10 protein-coding genes are annotated in these 16,303 nt (G+C 70.1%); 4 read left to right on the top strand and 6 right to left on the bottom strand.

Features of this window, described 5'->3' with window-relative positions; genetic code table 11:
- Positions 1 to 65 precede the first annotated feature (65 nt).
- Positions 66 to 707 carry a YoaK family protein gene (locus tag AC1DUE_RS05795; protein WP_477038543.1) on the top strand — a complete coding sequence of 214 codons (642 nt, stop codon included), beginning with the start codon at positions 66 to 68 and terminating at the stop codon, positions 705 to 707.
- 4 nt (positions 708 to 711) lie between these two features.
- On the opposite strand, the gene allB is transcribed toward AC1DUE_RS05795, so the two are convergent.
- A complete protein-coding gene (allB, locus tag AC1DUE_RS05790; RefSeq protein WP_477038449.1) occupies positions 712 to 2,046 on the bottom strand; it encodes an allantoinase AllB in 1,335 nt (444 codons plus the stop codon).
- A gap of 58 nt (positions 2,047 to 2,104) precedes the next feature.
- On the opposite strand from allB, the gene AC1DUE_RS05785 reads away from it, so the two are divergent.
- Entirely contained in the window at positions 2,105 to 2,404 is a 300-nt protein-coding gene (locus tag AC1DUE_RS05785) for a hypothetical protein (RefSeq protein ID WP_477038448.1), read from the top strand.
- A gap of 56 nt (positions 2,405 to 2,460) precedes the next feature.
- Here the strand turns inward: AC1DUE_RS05785 and AC1DUE_RS05780 are convergent, their stop codons facing one another.
- On the bottom strand, positions 2,461 to 3,354 hold the full coding sequence (locus tag AC1DUE_RS05780) for a ScyD/ScyE family protein (protein ID WP_477038447.1): 894 nt from the start codon (positions 3,352 to 3,354) through the stop codon (positions 2,461 to 2,463).
- Positions 3,355 to 3,763: 409 nt separating this feature from the next.
- Here AC1DUE_RS05780 and AC1DUE_RS05775 point away from each other — a divergent pair, with 409 nt between their 5' ends.
- Positions 3,764 to 6,346 carry an ATP-dependent Clp protease ATP-binding subunit gene (locus AC1DUE_RS05775; protein WP_477038446.1) on the top strand — a complete coding sequence of 861 codons (2,583 nt, stop codon included), beginning with the start codon at positions 3,764 to 3,766 and terminating at the stop codon, positions 6,344 to 6,346.
- Positions 6,347 to 6,532: 186 nt separating this feature from the next.
- Complete coding sequence (locus AC1DUE_RS05770) at positions 6,533 to 7,948, top strand: serine hydrolase domain-containing protein (protein WP_477038445.1); 1,416 nt, start codon at positions 6,533 to 6,535, stop codon at positions 7,946 to 7,948.
- Here AC1DUE_RS05770 and AC1DUE_RS05765 read toward each other — a convergent pair.
- From AC1DUE_RS05765 to AC1DUE_RS05750, 4 genes are all read right to left on the bottom strand, one after another.
- Entirely contained in the window at positions 7,941 to 8,993 is a 1,053-nt protein-coding gene (locus tag AC1DUE_RS05765) for a hypothetical protein (protein WP_477038444.1), read from the bottom strand. The genes AC1DUE_RS05770 and AC1DUE_RS05765 overlap by 8 nt on opposite strands.
- A 154-nt stretch (positions 8,994 to 9,147) precedes the next feature.
- Complete coding sequence (locus AC1DUE_RS05760) at positions 9,148 to 11,841, bottom strand: discoidin domain-containing protein (protein ID WP_477038443.1); 2,694 nt, start codon at positions 11,839 to 11,841, stop codon at positions 9,148 to 9,150.
- An 87-nt stretch (positions 11,842 to 11,928) separates the two neighbouring features.
- Complete coding sequence (locus AC1DUE_RS05755) at positions 11,929 to 13,317, bottom strand: DUF1996 domain-containing protein (protein WP_477038442.1); 1,389 nt, start codon at positions 13,315 to 13,317, stop codon at positions 11,929 to 11,931.
- Positions 13,318 to 13,546: 229 nt separating this feature from the next.
- The gene (locus tag AC1DUE_RS05750; protein ID WP_477038441.1) at positions 13,547 to 16,219 is read right to left on the bottom strand and encodes a discoidin domain-containing protein; all 2,673 of its coding nucleotides are present in this window, start codon (positions 16,217 to 16,219) and stop codon (positions 13,547 to 13,549) included.
- Positions 16,220 to 16,303: the final 84 nt, after the last annotated feature.

Raw genomic sequence — 16,303 nt, 5'->3', positions numbered from 1 at the left:
CGGGCCCCGCCCCCCACCATGACGCCGTGAAGACATGGGACGACGGGCGCCGACACCTGGTGCTGATGCTGGCACTGACGTTCACGACGGGCATCGTCGACGCGGTCGGCTACCTGGGCCTGGACCGCGTGTTCACGGCGAACATGACCGGCAACGTGGTCATCCTCGGCATGGCGCTCGTGGGCGGCGACGACCTGCCGGTGCTCGGCCCGCTCATCGCGCTCGGTGCGTTCCTCGCGGGTGCCGCGCTCGGCGGCCGGGTGCTGCGGACCTCGCCCGCGGGCTGGTCGCACCGCACGAGCCTGACGTTCATCGCGACCGGTGTGCTCGCCGTCGGGCTGGGCGTCGCGGCCGTGATCGCACCACCCGTGCAGGGGCAGGTCTGGGCCCTGGTCGTGACCGGTCTGCTCGCCGTGGCGATGGGCCTGCAGGCCGCGACCGCGCGCCGGCTGGCCGTGAAGGACGTGACCACCGTGGTCGTCACGAGCACGCTGACCGGCCTCGCCGCAGACTCCCGCCTGGCGGGCGGGACGGGTGACGGCTGGGCGCGCCGCTCCCTCGCGGTCGGCCTGATCCTGGTCGGCGCTGCCGTCGGGGCGCTGCTGCTCAAGGCGGGCGGCGAGCGCGGGGTCGGCGTGGGGATGCTGGTGGCGGGGGTGCTCGCGCTGGTCACCGCGGGTCTGGGGCACCGGCACCGGGAAGCCTGAGCGCTCAGGCACGGGCGGCCTCCGGCAGGAGCGTCCGGCCTGCTCCCGGGCGGGCGACGGCACCGTCTCGCACGATCGGTTCGCCGTGCAGCCAGACGGTCCGCGCGACGCCCGCGACGGTCGCGCCGTCGTAGGGCGACACCGGGTTCTTGTGCTCGAGGGCGTGCACGTCGACCAGCCACTCGTCGTCGGATGCGAACGCGACCAGGTGCGCCGGGGCACCGTCCTGGATCGAGCCGGCAGCCAGTCCCGCCACGCGTGCCGGGCCGGTCGTGAAGAGCGGAAGGATCGCGTCGAGCGGCAGCCCGCGTCGGCGCGCCTCCGTCCACACCACGGTGAACCCCAGCTGCAGACCGGCGATGCCGCCCCAGGACAGGCCGAAGTCGCCGTCGCCCACGCTCTTCACGTCGACCGTGGCCGGGGAGTGGTCCGAGACGATCGCGTCGAACGTTCCGTCCAGCACCGCCTGCCACAGCAGGTCCTGGTTGGCGCCATCGCGGATGGGCGGGCAGCACTTGAACTGGGTGCCGCCGGCGGGGACGTCCTCGGCGCGCAGGGTCAGGTAGTGCGGGCAGGTCTCGACGGTGAGCGGCAGCCCCTCGGCCCTGGCGGCGCGGACGAGGTCGAGGGAGTCGGCCGCCGAGACGTGCAGGATGTGCGCGCGGGCACCGGTCCGGCGCATCGCCTCGATGACGTGTGCGATCGCCTCGCGCTCGGACACCGGCGGCCGGGAGGCGACGAAGTCGTCGTACGAGCGACCGTGCGCCTCGTGCAGGTGCGTCGGGTCCTCCGCGTGCACGATCAGGACGCTGCCGATCGACGCGATCTCGGCGAGGGCGGGCTCCAGGAGGTCGGCCGGCAGGTACGCGAACTCGTCCACCCCCGAGGGCGCCAGGAACGCCTTGAACCCGCGGACGCCCGCGTCGTGCAGGGCCTGCAACGAGCCGAGGTTGCCCGGGACCGCCCCGCCCCAGAACGCCACGTCGACGGTCAGCTTGCCGTCGGTCGCGTCCTTCTTGGCCTCCAGCGCCTCGACCGTTGTCGTGGGCGGGATCGAGTTGAGCGGCATGTCGACGATCGTCGTGACGCCGCCCGCGGCGGCCGCGCGGGTGGCCGACGCGAACCCCTCCCAGGCGGTGCGCCCCGGCTCGTTGACGTGCACGTGCGAGTCGACCAGACCCGGCAGGAGGACCTGGTCGTCGGGGAGCGTGACCGGGTCGTCGCAGGGCGCGTCGAACGGCAGGACCGCCGTGATCACACCCCCGCTGACCTGCACCTGGGCAGGCTGGAAGACTCCGTCCACCCAGGCACGCTGCGCGCGCACGACAAGATCAGGCATGCGTCCTCCTGGTGTGTCTACCGGATCCCATCAGGCTATGGCCACAGTGCCTCAAGGGGTGTTTCCGACGTATTTCCCACGACGGGAGACGTCCGCCGGGCCGGATCTCGAACCCGGACAGCAGGCCGGCCCGTCCTCATCGACCGTCGGGCGGCACTCGTCGACGATCCGAGCCAGCGCGTTCGGGTCGTCCTCCAGAGACAGGATCGGCACCGTCTCGCGCGACTTCCCCGACGAGCACGTCGTCCTGCGCCCCGGCGACACCATCTCCTGCGCCTGCGGGACGCCCCACCGGCTGTCCAACCAGTCCGCCGACGTCACCGTCGGGACCTGGGTGATCGTGCACCCGACCGGCTGACCCCACGACGGAGAACCGGGCAGGCTGCCCGGCCCTCCGCTCGATCCGTGGGTGTGTCAGTGGCCGTGCCGGGCGAGGCTGACCGTCCACACCTCTCCGCCGAGCGTGACGACGTACGCCGTGCCGCGGATGATCTGGAACGACACGGGTTGGTTCAGACCGTCGGCGACGAGGTCGAGGGAGCCGTGCCGGCCCACCTTGAACAGCTGTCCGGTGTTCGGCGACGCGGGAGATCCCGCCTCGCCGCCCAGAGGCCATTCGCCCTGCGCCAGCGCATAGAGGTCGTGCCACCGACCGGCCTCGACGTCGACCATCAGCGGCGCACCGGCGGCGACCGGTGACGCACTGGTCGACCGCTTGCCGAAGCTGACGACCTTGCCGTCCTGAGGCAGGTGCGGCAGAGGGCCGGCCTCCGCCATGTAGACCGTCGAGCCGACCACGGCCAGCCCGGTCGGGACGATGTTGCCGAACGCCATCCGCACGGAGACGGAGCCGTCGAGGCCCACCTGGTACACCCTGTTCAGGTGGCCGTCGGTGACCAGGAAGCCACCCTTGAAAGGCTCGAAGGCGTACTGCACGCCTGTCGGCACGAAGAAGTCGGTGGCGGGCGGGTTGGCCGCGGCGAAGGTGCCGATGTCGACGACCAAGGTCGACGTCGTCGGGCCGTCGATCCGGTAGATGCCGTCGAGGAAGGTTCCGCCGACGTCGTCGCTGACGAACGTGACCAGCGCGTACGCAGTGCCGTTCAAGAACGCCACGTCGAAGGCGCCGCCGAACGCGCCGCTGATGGCGACGTTCGTCGGCAGCCCGCTGGCGAACGTCGTGACCGCGCCCGTGCGGGGGTCGATCCGGGAGATCTCGCCGACGGACGGCTCGGTCACGTACAGCGCACCGTCGGGGCCGACAGTGCTGCCGAACCCCCCGGACAGGCCGCTGGCCAGCAACGTCACGTCCGGCGCGGGTGGCGGTCGGTGTGCGCTCGCCGCGGATGGCGTGAGAACCAGCAACAGCGCGGCGGACAGCAGGACAAGACGTCGACGGGGACCCATGGGGACCCCTCCCCTCAGGAGCAGCTGCGAGTCGTTCGGGTTCGGGCCGCACGGTGCGTCGTTCACCCCGTGCACCCGGGACGTTTCTCCGGCGCTCATCGACGCTAGACCGGTCGCTCGACGGCGACGAGCCCCGCGATACCCGCGTGATACCGACCGGGTCGGGCCCCGGAGGGAGTACTCCGTCACGCCCCTGGCGAACACGGGCAGTCAGGGCACCACCTCGCCGTTAGCATCGAACAACGCCGCTCGTAGGCCCCCGGTGCGCCAGCCCGGGGATCGGTGGGCACGCAGCTCGTGAGGAGTGCACATGTTCGAGAGATTCACGGACCGAGCCCGTCGCGTGGTCGTCCTTGCCCAAGAAGAGGCACGGATGCTCAACCACAACTACATCGGCACGGAACACATCCTCCTGGGACTGATCCACGAGGGTGAGGGTGTCGCCGCCAAGGCGCTGGAGTCGCTCGGCATCTCGCTGGAGGCCGTGCGTGCGCAGGTGCAGGAGATCATCGGCGAGGGCCAGCAGGCTCCGTCGGGCCACATCCCCTTCACCCCGCGCGCCAAGAAGGTGCTCGAGCTGTCGCTGCGCGAGGCGCTGCAGCTGGGCCACAACTACATCGGCACCGAGCACATCCTGCTCGGGCTCATCCGCGAGGGTGAGGGCGTCGCCGCCCAGGTCCTGAACAAGCTCGGCGCGGACCTGAACCGCGTGCGCCAGCAGGTCATCCAGCTCGTCTCGGGGTACCAGGGCAAGGAACCCGTCGCCGCCGGCGGTCCGCAGGAGGGTCAGCCCTCGGGCTCGGCCGTCCTCGACCAGTTCGGTCGCAACCTCACGCAGGCTGCGCGCGACGGCAAGCTCGACCCGGTCATCGGGCGCGAGAAGGAGATCGAGCGGGTCATGCAGGTGCTGTCCCGCCGCACCAAGAACAACCCGGTCCTCATCGGGGAGCCCGGCGTCGGCAAGACAGCCGTCGTCGAGGGTCTCGCGCAGGACATCGTGCGCGGCGACGTGCCCGAGACGCTCAAGGACAAGCAGCTCTACACGCTGGACCTCGGCGCGCTCGTGGCCGGCTCCCGCTACCGCGGTGACTTCGAGGAGCGCCTGAAGAAGGTCCTCAAGGAGATCCGCACCCGCGGCGACATCATCTTGTTCATCGACGAGATCCACACGCTCGTCGGTGCGGGTGCCGCCGAGGGTGCGATCGACGCGGCCAGCATCCTCAAGCCCATGCTGGCGCGTGGCGAGCTGCAGACCATCGGTGCCACGACGCTCGACGAGTACCGCAAGTACGTCGAGAAGGACCCGGCCCTGGAGCGTCGCTTCCAGCCGATCCAGGTGGCCGAGCCGAACCTGGCGCACGCCATCGAGATCCTCAAGGGTCTGCGCGACCGGTACGAGGCGCACCACCGCGTGTCCATCACGGACGCCGCCCTGGTCGCCGCCGCCACGCTGGCGGACCGGTACGTCAACGACCGCTACCTGCCGGACAAGGCGATCGACCTGGTCGACGAGGCCGGCGCCCGCCTGCGCATCCGTCGCATGACGGCTCCCCCGGAGCTGCGCGAGCTCGACGAGCAGATCGCCGAGACGCGCCGCGACAAGGAGTCGGCGATCGACGAGCAGGACTTCGAGAAGGCAGCCCGTCTCCGCGACGCCGAGAAGCAGCTCGGTCTCAAGCGCGTGGAGAAGGAGAAGGCCTGGAAGTCCGGCGACCTCGACGCGGTCGCGGAGGTGGACGAGGAGCTCATCGCCGAGGTGCTGGCGAACGCCACGGGCATCCCGGTGTTCAAGCTCACCGAGGAGGAGTCCAGCCGTCTGCTCCACATGGAGGAGAACCTGCACAAGCGGGTCGTCGGCCAGGACGCCGCCATCAAGGCGCTCTCGCAGGCCATCCGTCGTACGCGTGCGGGTCTCAAGGACCCGAAGCGTCCCGGTGGTTCGTTCATCTTCGCCGGTCCGACCGGTGTCGGTAAGACGGAGCTCGCCAAGGCGCTCGCGGAGTTCCTCTTCGGCGACGAGGACGCGCTCATCCAGCTCGACATGTCCGAGTTCTCGGAGAAGCACACGGTCTCGCGGCTGTTCGGCTCGCCCCCCGGATACGTCGGGTACGACGAGGGCGGTCAGCTCACCGAGAAGGTGCGGCGCAAGCCGTTCTCCGTGGTCCTCTTCGACGAGGTCGAGAAGGCCCACGCGGACATCTTCAACTCGCTCCTGCAGATTCTCGAGGACGGTCGCCTGACCGACTCGCAGGGCCGCGTGGTCGACTTCAAGAACACCGTGATCATCATGACCACCAACCTCGGCACCCGGGACATCGCCAAGGGCCTCATGACCGGCTTCCAGGCCGGCGGGGACCTGTCGACGTCGTACGAGCGCATGAAGTCGAAGGTCAACGACGAGCTCAAGCAGCACTTCCGTCCCGAGTTCCTCAACCGCGTCGACGACGTGGTCGTGTTCCCGCAGCTCTCCCAGCCGGAGATCTTCGCGATCGTCGACCTCATGGTCGCCAAGCTGGCCAAGCGTCTGCGCGACAAGGACATGGACATCGAGATCACGCCCGCGGCCAAGCAGCTGCTCTCGGAGAAGGGCTACGACCCGGTCCTGGGTGCACGGCCGCTGCGCCGCGCGATCCAGCGGGAGATCGAGGACGCCCTGTCCGAGAAGATCCTGTTCGGTGAGCTCAAGGCCGGTCAGCTGATCATCGTGGACGCCGAGGGTGAGGGTCTGCTGGGGGAGTTCAGCTTCCGCGGCGTCCCGCGCGGCGCGCACGTGGACGAGCCGGTCAAGGTCGGCGCGTCGGTGGGCACCCCGGGTTCGGGCACCGACCTGCCCGCGGCCCCGCCCATCTCGGCCATCGGCGACGGAGGCACGGGCACGCTGCCCGCCCTCTGACGCAGTGCTCGGTGGCGCCCCGTTCCCCCAGAGGGAGCGGGGCGTCGTCGTACCCGGACGCGACCGTCCCGCGGCCGCGCATCCCTGGCCGGGTCGGATCGATTCGACCCGGTGACGGGTGCGTGGCAGTGTGGCGGTATGCCTGGACGCCGACGTCTGCCACGTAGCTCGCCCGAGGAGCAGGGGGTGGATCCGGGGGCGCTCGCGGGAGTGGTCCGGGCCCTCACGGCGCTGCCCGAGCTCCACTCGATCATGGTGCTCCGGCACGGGTTCGTGGTGGCGGAGGGGTGGGCCGCGCCGTACGCCCCGGACCGGCTGCACGAGGTGTTCTCGCTGAGCAAGAGCGTGACGTCGACGGCGGTCGGGTTCGCGGTCGACGAGGGGCTGTTCGACGTCGACGACCTGGTGCTCGACGTCTTCGGCGACCGTGCCCCCGAGCATCCCGACGAGCACCTGCAGCGGATGCGGGTTCGGCACCTGCTGACGATGACGACAGGTCACGCCGAGGACCCGTCACCGCTGGTCTTCCCGACCGAGGGCGACTGGGTGCAGGAGTTCCTGCGGCTGCCCGTCGAGCACGAGCCGGGGACGCGCTTCGTCTACAACACGGCGGCGACGTACTTGCTGTCGGCGCTGGTGCAGCAGGCGACGGGCCAGCGGCTGCTCGACTACCTGCAGCCCCGGCTGTTCGAGCCGCTCGGCATCGAGGGCGTCACGTGGGAGCAGTCGCCGACGGGCGTCGACACGGGCGGCTACGGCCTGTCGGCGACGACCGAGGACATCGCGGCGCTCGGGCTCCTCTACCTGCAGGACGGCGTCTGGGAGGGCCGGCAGGTGCTGCCCGACGGCTGGGCGGCCGAGGCGACCCGGCTGCACGTGCCGAACGGCGACGACCCGGACAACGACTGGGCGCAGGGCTACGGGTACCAGTTCTGGCGCTGCCGGCCGGCGAACGCCTGGCGCGGTGACGGGGCGTTCGGTCAGTACATGGTCGGTCTGCCCGACCAGGACGTGGTCGTCGCGACGACCTCGGGCCGCCAGGAGATGCACGAGTACCTGCAGGTCCTGTGGGACACGCTGCTCCCGGGGCTGAGCGACGAACCGCTCGCACCGACGGACCACCGCGAGCTCGACGACGCGATCGCCGCGATGCGCCTCGACCCGCCGGCCGGCGAGCCGCGGTCCGCGACCGGAGACCGGATCAGCGGTCGGACCATCACCTTCGACGCGAACCCCGCCGGGCTGGCCACGGCCGTGCTCGAGGTGGGGGAGGACGAGGACCGGGTGACGGTCGAGCTCGGCGGGCAGCGGATCGAGGGTGCCGTCGGCCGGGGGCTGCCGGCGGTCGTGACGGCGGGCGTCGGGCACGGCTCGCCGACGATCGTGCGAGGCTCGCTGCGTCGTCGCAACCCCGAGGACGTGCTGGTCAGTGGCACGTGGACCGCTCAGGACACCTACGTGCTGACGTTGCGGTTCGTCGAGTCGCCGTTCGCGCTGACCGCGACCGTGACGGTCGACGGCGACGCGGTCACCGTTGCTCCCGTCTGGAACGCGACCTTCGGTCCGCGCGACGTCCCCCCGTTCACCGGCACCGTCAGCTGAGCTCGAGGACGGTCCACCAGCCGTCCGGGTCGCGGCCGGTGACGGTGGTGACCTCCTGCTGACCGGCCGTGAACGTGGGGTCGGAGCCCTTGTGCGAGTGCAGGAACGTGCCGGTGGGGACGTGGACGAGCCTCACGCGTGAGCCGGCGAGCCACGGGCCGGGGTGCTCGAGCTCGACGCGCCAGGTGTCCAGCGACCCGTCGTCGACCGCGCTGACCTGCTGCTGGTGCGAGATCGGCGACGGCACGCCGGACCGGCTGTGCAGCCAGCGCCCGGTCCGGTGGTGGCGCAGGCGGACGACGGATCCGTCGGCCAGGGGCACGCCGGCAGCGGTGCCGACGAGGAGCCAGCGGTCGTTCTCGTCGGAACCCTCGAAGCACGTGACCTGCTGGAGCCCGTCCGTGCCGTGGTGGGTGTACGGCAGGTCGTGCGAGTGCAGGGTCAGGCCCGTCCATACGTGGGAGAGCTTGACGGTGTCGCCGGTGGTGACGGGGGCGTTCACCGCAGGGGCGTCGCGGGTGAGCACGCGCGGGGGTCGCGGCGTGTAGTCCTGCACGAAGAACCCGCGCCAGACGTGCCCGTTGGACGCGGTCCAGTCGTGCTGGTCGGCGAGCGACGTGAGCGTGACGGGGCGGCCCGGCGTGTTGTTGTCGTAGACGGTCACGACGACCCGCCCGTCGTCCGACCGCTCGTAGCCGTACGCGACGACCTGGTGGTTGTCGCCGATCGCGCCGAGGCTGCGGGCGACGACGAGCCCGAGGACCACCGGTCGGCCACGGTCGATCGAGGCCATGACGCGTGGCAGCTCCTCCTCCTTGGTCCACCGCGCGACGCCCTTGAACACCCACGTGGGGTCGTCGGAGTGCAGAGACCAGGTGACGAACTTGGCGGCGGACCCGGTGAGGAACGAGTCGCGCAGGCGCGCGGTGAAGTGCTGCGCGAGCCAGTGGCTGTCGGGCGGGACCTTGCTGGGGGCGTACAGCGAGGAGCGCCAGGTGGGCACCGGCTGCCCCGGCAGGAAGTAGTCGAGCGCCGCGTACGCCATGCCGCCGCACCGGCCCGCCGTCGTGATCCGCGCGCCGTTCGGCAGCGTCAGGACGACATTGACGAACGCGTTGGGGAAGGCGAACCCGTGTGTTGCCGGGTCGAAGCTCCGATCCCCCTGAAGGATCGGAGCCGTCGTCGCCGTCAGGGAACCGTCAGCCCCCGTAGCTGGTCACGGTCGCGGGCTTCGTCTCCGTGCCCGACGCCTGCGGTCCCGTGCCGTTGATGACGTGGGCGAACGTGCCCTTGCCACCGAGTGAGACCGTCGACAGGGAGTGCAGCCTGACGCCCGGCGTGACCGGGACCTCGAAGCCGTTGTCGACGATGATGGTCGGGTCCGTCGTGAAGACGCAGTAGGAGCCCAGACCCCAGGCCTCGTGCGTGGTCACGTTCGACGCCACCTTGTAGGCGGCGTACCCGCGGATGCCGTCGTGCGTCCACGCCGCCGTGCTCGGCGGGTCGTACGGCAGCTCGTTCTGGAAGAAGATCGTGCGACCACGCTCGCCGTTCCAGAGCACGTTGTACTTCTGGTAGTGCTCGACGAAGAGGCCGTAGGCGTTGACGTCGTTGCCGTTCACGATCAGGCCGTAGTCGGCGACGTTGTCGGTCCAGCCGGCGCCGGCTCCGTGGTCGGCACGCCAGGACCAGATGTGGTCGATGATCGTGTCGTCCGCGTTCACGACGATGGCGTTCACGGTCCTGCCGGCGACGACACCACCGACGCGGATGAACACGTCCTGGAGCGACGTCGGGTTGCCCGAGTGGTCCGCGTGGGTCACGGACGACCCGATCTTGACGATCGTGTCGGACTTCGTCGTGCCCTGGTCGAACAGCAGGCCGGCGATCTTGATGCCGTCCACGTCGGCGGTCTGCAGACCGTTGACGCCGTTGTCCGGGATGATCGTCGCCATCCCGAGACCCATCACGACGGTGTTGGGCCGCGTGACGTTGATGGTCTGGTCGACGTGGTAGACGCCCGGGGTGAACATGACGTTCAGGCCCTGGGCGAGCGCCAGGTTGATCGTCGCGGCGGAGACGCCGGGCTTGGCCAGGTAGAACGTGTCCAGGCCGAGCGACGTGCCGGGCGTCGAGCCGTTCTCCCAGGTGGTGCCGATGGTGCCGTTGCGCAGGCTCGGGACGAACACCGCCCACGTGCCGTTCTCCTTGTAGAGGTACGGCTTCTCGCGGATGGCGCCGGTCGTGCTCACCGTGGTGACCGCTGGGGCGGGGAAGGTGGTGGCCGGTGCGTTCTTGGTGCCGGAGAACACCTGGTTCCACAGCGAGCCGGTCCACTTCCCGACGGTCGAGTCGCGGGTGTACCACTGCTGCTGCGTGTAGGACGTGACCTCACCGTCGATCTTGGAGTCGGCGATGTACCCGCCGGACGCCCAGCCGTAGGCCGAGGAGTCGAGCGAGATGTTGCCCTTGACGTGGATGCGACGGAACGGCGCGGCCTGCGCGACGGCCCAGCGCGCCTGGCCGGTGCTCGGGGTCACGGCGAAGTTCTCGGCGGAGCGCCAGAAGTTCTGCGTCGCGTTGCCACCGAACCACTGCGCGTCGACCCACACGCCACCGTTGATCTGCACGTCGTCGGGGTTGCGCCCGACGCCGTTGATGGACGTGTAGAAGCCGATGTTGGCCTGCAGGTTGTAGCTGCCGGGCTCGAAGAGGAACTGGTCGCGCTCGGTGCCGAACTGGTTCGACTCCTGCCGCGCGAAGACCTCGTTGACCTTGTTCTGCACGGTCGCGGCCGGGGTGGTCGGCGTGAACACGTAGGTGTTCGGGCCGAAGTCCGGGTTGGTGGCGTCGGCGTGCGGGACCGTCGGACCGGTCGGGGTCGGCGTCGGCGTGGGGGTCGGGGTGGGCGTCGGTGTCGGCGTCGGTCCGGAACCGGTGAACACGCGCACCTCCCAGAGCGAGTAGCCGTAGCCGGTGCCGCGAGCGGTCCCGACGATGCGGATGTAGCGGCCGCTGCCGGACGTCGCGACCGACTGCTTGCCACCGGTCCCGTTGGTCACGGTGCCGATCGTGGTGAAGCCGGAGGTGCCGTTGGCGGAGGCCTGGACGGTGAAGCTCTTGCCGTAGGCACCCTCCCAGTCCAGCTCGACCTTGCACACGCTCTGCGACGAGCCGAGGTCCACCTGGAGCCACTCGTTGTCGGTCTGGGCGCTGCCCCAGCGGGTGCCGGAGCTGCCGTCGAACGCGTTGCCGGCGACGAGGCCGCTGCCGGTCTGGACCGATGAGGCGGTGGCGGGCTTGTTCAGCGCCGCGTTGGTGGTGCCGCAACCGCTGGACGGCGGTGTGGTCGTCGGGGGCGGCGTCGTCGTCGACGTGCCGTTGCCGAACACCTGGAACTCCCACAGCGAGTAGCCGTAGCCGGTGCCGCGGGCGGTGAGGTTGAGCTTCACGTACCGCGCGGTGCCGGACACGTTGATGCTCTGGTTGCCGCCGGTGCCGTTGGTCACCGAGGCGGCGTCGGCCCAGCTCGTCCCGTTGGTCGACGTCTGGATGGTGAACGCCTTGCCGTAGGCGGACTCCCAGCTGAGGACCACGTGGTCGAGGGCCGCGTTGGCGCCGAGGTCGACCTGGAGCCACTGGGCGTCGGAGGGCAGGCTCGACCAGCGCGTCGTGAGGCTGCCGTCGTTGGCGCTCTTGGCGGGCGTGTAGTCCGCGTTCTCCACCGAGGAGGACGTGATGGCCTTGCCCTGGGACAGGATCACCGCGTCGGCGGCCGAGGCCATGACGGCGCCGGCGCCGACAATGGTCGCGGCCAGCGACGCCGCGAGGCCCGCGGCGAGGAGCACCCGGCCGCGGGTGGCCCGCGGTGGTGCCGTCGTACGTGTGCGCATCAGATGCCTTTCGAGGGGGAAATGGGGAGCCCCCCGCGCGCGCAGAGTCGCGGTCAGCGCGCGCGGGGGGCCGTTGTGGGGGTGGAGCTACGGGATCAGGTTGTAGCTGGCGTCGAGGACGCCACCGGCCCAGGTCTTGTACTGGTCGAATCCGCGCGGGTTGCACTGCAGCCCGCCGTCGATGCAGTGCTGGACCAGTGCGGTCTGGACGGCCGAGTCCCACCCGTTGAAGAAGTCGTAGTGGAACGAGTACCCACGACCGCTGGAGAACTGGACGTTGGTCAGGTCACCGGAGACGGGCCAGGACAGCTTGAACTCGATCATCGGGACCGGGACCGGGTAGCCGGCCGGGCACTCACCGTTGACGGGGTACGCCATGTGGCTCTTGTGGTTGGCCGAGTCGAGGTCGACGCCGTTCCAGCAGCTCGGGGCCTGGTAGCGGACGTTGAGCTCCGAGCCCGGTGCGCAGTTGGCGGGGATGTCCCACTGGAACGAGAGGTTGCCGCACTCGAAGCCCTCGACCTTGCCCGGGGCGTTCTGGAACTCGGACTGCGTGGCCATCATGTTGCCGACGACGAACCGCAGACCGCTCGGGAACGGCTGGACCTTCTTGTAATCGAGGATCCCGGCCTTGTAGTAGATGGTCTGCGCCGAGGGCGAGACGACCTGCGTGCCGTTGCGGAGCAGCGTCGGGAACCAGTACGCCGACTTGTCCTGCGGGACCGTGCAGCTGGTGGAGGTGCCGGCCGCGACGAGCGAGGCGGCCGTGGTGTTCGCGTTCGTCGAGCGGTTGCCCATGAACGTGTGGCTGTGCGAGGCGCCCGCCTGGCCGGGGAAGACGATCGGGTCGTCCGGCAGGGTGTGGGTCGGGGTGCAGTTCGCCTGGAACTCGTGGTGCGTGACCGTCGTGTCGGCGCCCGCAGGGGCCGGCGGGAGCGGCTTGGGGCTGTACGTCGGCGTCGTGCTGCCGCCCTCGCCGAACACCTGGAACTCCCAGAGCGAGTAGCCGTAGCCGGTCGCGCGTGCGGTGAGGTTGAGCTTCACGAACCGGGCGGTGCCGGAGACGTTGATCGTCTGGTTGCCGCCGGTGCCGTTGGTGATCGTCGCGGCGTTGGTCCAGGAGGTGCCGTTCGTCGACGTCTGGACCTGGAAGCTCTTGCCGTAGGCGGCCTCCCAGCGCAGCACGACGCTCGAGAGCGTGGCGGAGGCGCCGAGGTCGACCTGGATCCACTGGCTGTCCGAGAACTGGCTGGACCAGCGGGTGGTGGTGTTGCCGTCGACGGCCTTGGAGGCGTTGACGTCGGCACCCTCGACCGAGGACGCGGAGACGATCTTTCCCTGGGAGAGGTTGACGGGTGCCGCGGAGGCGCTCGTCGCGACGGCGACGGCGCCGGCGCCGACGAGGGCCGTCGCGAGAGCGGCGGCGACCCAGGCGCGGGCGCGGCCGCTGGGCCGGGTGAGCTGGTGGGTAGTCATGCGTGGTGCTCCTTCTTCTGCGCTGGTGCGGCGTACGGGCCGCGCGAGGCTGGCGTCAGACCTGAACCGGAACGGGTGAAGGTTCGCGGATCGGTGCGTCGATGCCGGGAGCGAGGTGCCACGATGCTGTGACTCCTCGGTTGGTCGGCTCGGAACAGGGGTCTTGGGCCGGGGGGTGGTGCCGGGGACGGGTTGCAGCCCGCCCCCGGCACGTCTGCGAGATCCGCCGTTACGCGTAGATCCCGAGCTCGTACAGCGAGTAGCCGTACGCGGTGCCACGTGTCACGCCCTGGACGCGGACGTAGCGGGCGTTGCCGTTGACGTTCAGCGTGTCGACGTTCCCGTCACCGGTCGTGACCTCGGTCAGGGTGGTCCAGGTGGTGCCGTCGTTGGACGTCTGGATCTTGTACCCCTTGGCGAAGGCCGCCTCCCAGACCAGCTGGACCGTCTTGAACGCCTTCTGGGAGCCCAGGTCGACCTGGATCCACTCGGTGTCGGTCCAGGCGCTCGACCAGCGGGTGGCGTAGTCGCCGTCGACGGCCTGGCCCGGGGTCCAGTTGCCGTTGTACTGGTCGAACGACGACGCCGTCGCCGTGTGGCCCTTGGCGATGTTGGTGCCCGCGACGGCCGGCGGGACGACCCGGACCGACTTGGTCTCGACACCGACGTTGCCCTTGCCGTCCTCGGCGAACACGTAGACCTTCCAGACACCGAGCGTCTGGGGAGCCGTGACCGAGAAGGTGCTGCCGTTGCGCGTGAACGGCACCGCGGCGAGGCCACCCGACTTGTTGATGTAGTTGCTGTTCATCAGCACGTTGTAGGTGATGGCGTCACCGTTCGGGTCGGACGCCGGGGCGTTGACCGTGAAGGTGGAGCCGGCCACGACGCCGGTCTGGTTGTTGACCGTGAACGAGCTGAACGTCGGCGGGGTGTTGGTGCCCGCCTGGCCGGCGGGGCCGCCGTAGGCCTTCGCCAGTGCGTAGAAGGACAGGCGACGGTTGTTGCCCGGCTTCAGGTTGAACCAGATGCCGCCGAAGTCGCCCTCGTTGCCGTAGTGGAACATCGTCGCGCCGAGCGCCACGCCCTTGTGGGCTTGGATGCAGTTCCACGAGTTGGTGTAGCCCGCGGCGTTCTGCGCGTCGGTGCCCTGGTCGGGAACACCGTTGACGTCGTTCGGGACCTCCCACTCGCCGGCCGGGCCGGACTCGGTGATGAAGTACGGCTTGGTGTAGCCGCCCGCGATCCACGTCGCCTTGGCGTCGCACACCGCGTTGTAGCTGTTCAGGCCGTAGAGGTCCAGGTCGGGCGAGTTCTTCTTGTAGTACGGCCAGGCGCCGGTCCAGGCGTCGGTCGACGTGACGGGGTGCGTCGGGTCGATCTGGTGGATCCGCTTGGCGGCGTCGTTGACGAACGTGGCGTAGGCGTCGCGCTGGCTCTCGAGCTCCTGGCCCGAGTAGCAGTTGCCGAGCCCGAGCAGGGACTCGTTGCCGACGTCCCACATGAGCACACCGGGGTTGTCCTTGTAGGCCGTGACCCAGGTGACGATGTCGTTCATCGAGTTGGCCTTGTAGGTCGCGTCGGTGACGTAGTTCGGGCAGCCGCCCGAGCCGGGGCCACCGCCGGGAGCCAGCCAGAAGCCGGCGACCGTGCGGATGCCGTTCGCGGCGGCCGCGTCGAACAGGACCTTCGAGCCCGCGTCGGTGCCCCAGGTGCGGATCGTGTTGACGCCGAGCGCCTTGAGGTTGGCCACGTGCTGCGGGAAGTCGGCCGGTGGCGGGCCCCACGTCACGCCCTTGACCACCCAGTTCTTGCCGTTGACCAGAAGGGCCCAGCTGCCCTGCGAGCCCGCGATGCGGACCTTGCCGTCAGCGGGGCCGGAGGGCTCCTGCGTGGGCGGGTCGGTGGTGGGCGGGTCGGTGGGCGTGGTGCCGGTCGTCGCGACCTTGACCTCCCAGAACGAGAAGCCGTAGCCGGTCCCGCGCGTCTTGAGGTCGAGCTTGAGGTAGCGGGCCTTCCCCGAGACGGCGATCGACTGGTTGCCGCCGGCGCCGTTGGTGACCGAGGCGAGGGTGTTGTACGTGCCGGTGCCGGTGTCCGAACCGAGGACGTCGAACACCTTCCCGTACGCGGACTCCCAGTTGATGGTCACGTTGCAGAGGTTCTGGCTGGAGCCCAGGTCGACCTGCCACGTCTGGTTGTCCGTGAAGCTGCTGGCGAAGCGGGTGCCCAAGTTGCCGTCGACCGCCGAGGCCGCGGTGTTGCCGCCCTCGACCGAGGAGGCGGTGGCCGTCTTGCCCTGCGCGACGTTGTCGTTGTTGCAGGTTCCGCCGGTCGGCGGGTTCGTCGTGCCGCCCGCGGTGCCGAAGACCTGGAACTCGTACAGCGAGTAGCCGTAGCCGGTGCCGCGCTTGGTGCCGAGCAGCTGGACGAAGCGGCCGGTGCCGTTGACCGTCAGCGTCTCGATGCCGCCCTTGCCGGTGGTGGTGCTGTAGATCGTCGTCCAGTCACCGGTGCCGGTGGGCGAGGTCTGGATCTGGTAGCCGGAGCCGTAGGCGCCTTCCCAGTTCAGGACGACCTTGCTGATCGTGGACGTCGAGCCGAGGTCGATGCGGAGCCACTGCGCGTCAGACGCGAGGCTCGACCAGCGGCTCGTGGTGCTGCCGTCTACCGCGTACTTGGCGGGGTAGTAGTCGGCGTTCTCGACCGACGACGCCGTGACCGTCTTGCCCTGCGAGAGCAGGACCGGGTCGGCGGCCTGCGCGGCCATCGCGGGGATGCTGATCGCGGTGGCGACGAGCGCACCGGCGATCAGCACGCCCAGCAGGCGACTGCCGCGCGTCGGGGGTCGGGACGGGCGCGCGTCGTTGCGCGTCCCGTGTGAGGGGTGGGTGGTCGTTGACACAGGTTCTCTCCTCAAGGCTTGGCCCGTGGCAAGGACGTCGGTGTCGAGCTCCGCAGTCGACCTCGTTGTCGATCCGTGCGCCGG

It is taken from the genome of Cellulomonas sp. P4_A2, from assembly GCF_056402515.1.
The sequence above is the reverse complement of the archived record's forward strand: the minus strand, read 5'-3'. Positions and strand labels throughout refer to the sequence as shown.

Excerpts from the sequence above, each read along its gene's own strand:
- AC1DUE_RS05795 (WP_477038543.1), top strand. The coding sequence starts at position 66 with ATGCTGGCACTGACGTTCACGACGGGCATCGTCGACGCGGTCGGCTAC.
- allB (WP_477038449.1), bottom strand. The coding sequence starts at position 2,046 with ATGCCTGATCTTGTCGTGCGCGCGCAGCGTGCCTGGGTGGACGGAGTC.
- AC1DUE_RS05775 (WP_477038446.1), top strand. The coding sequence starts at position 3,764 with ATGTTCGAGAGATTCACGGACCGAGCCCGTCGCGTGGTCGTCCTTGCC.
- AC1DUE_RS05765 (WP_477038444.1), bottom strand. The coding sequence starts at position 8,993 with ATGGCGTACGCGGCGCTCGACTACTTCCTGCCGGGGCAGCCGGTGCCC.
- AC1DUE_RS05760 (WP_477038443.1), bottom strand. The coding sequence starts at position 11,841 with ATGCGCACACGTACGACGGCACCACCGCGGGCCACCCGCGGCCGGGTG.
- AC1DUE_RS05755 (WP_477038442.1), bottom strand. The coding sequence starts at position 13,317 with ATGACTACCCACCAGCTCACCCGGCCCAGCGGCCGCGCCCGCGCCTGG.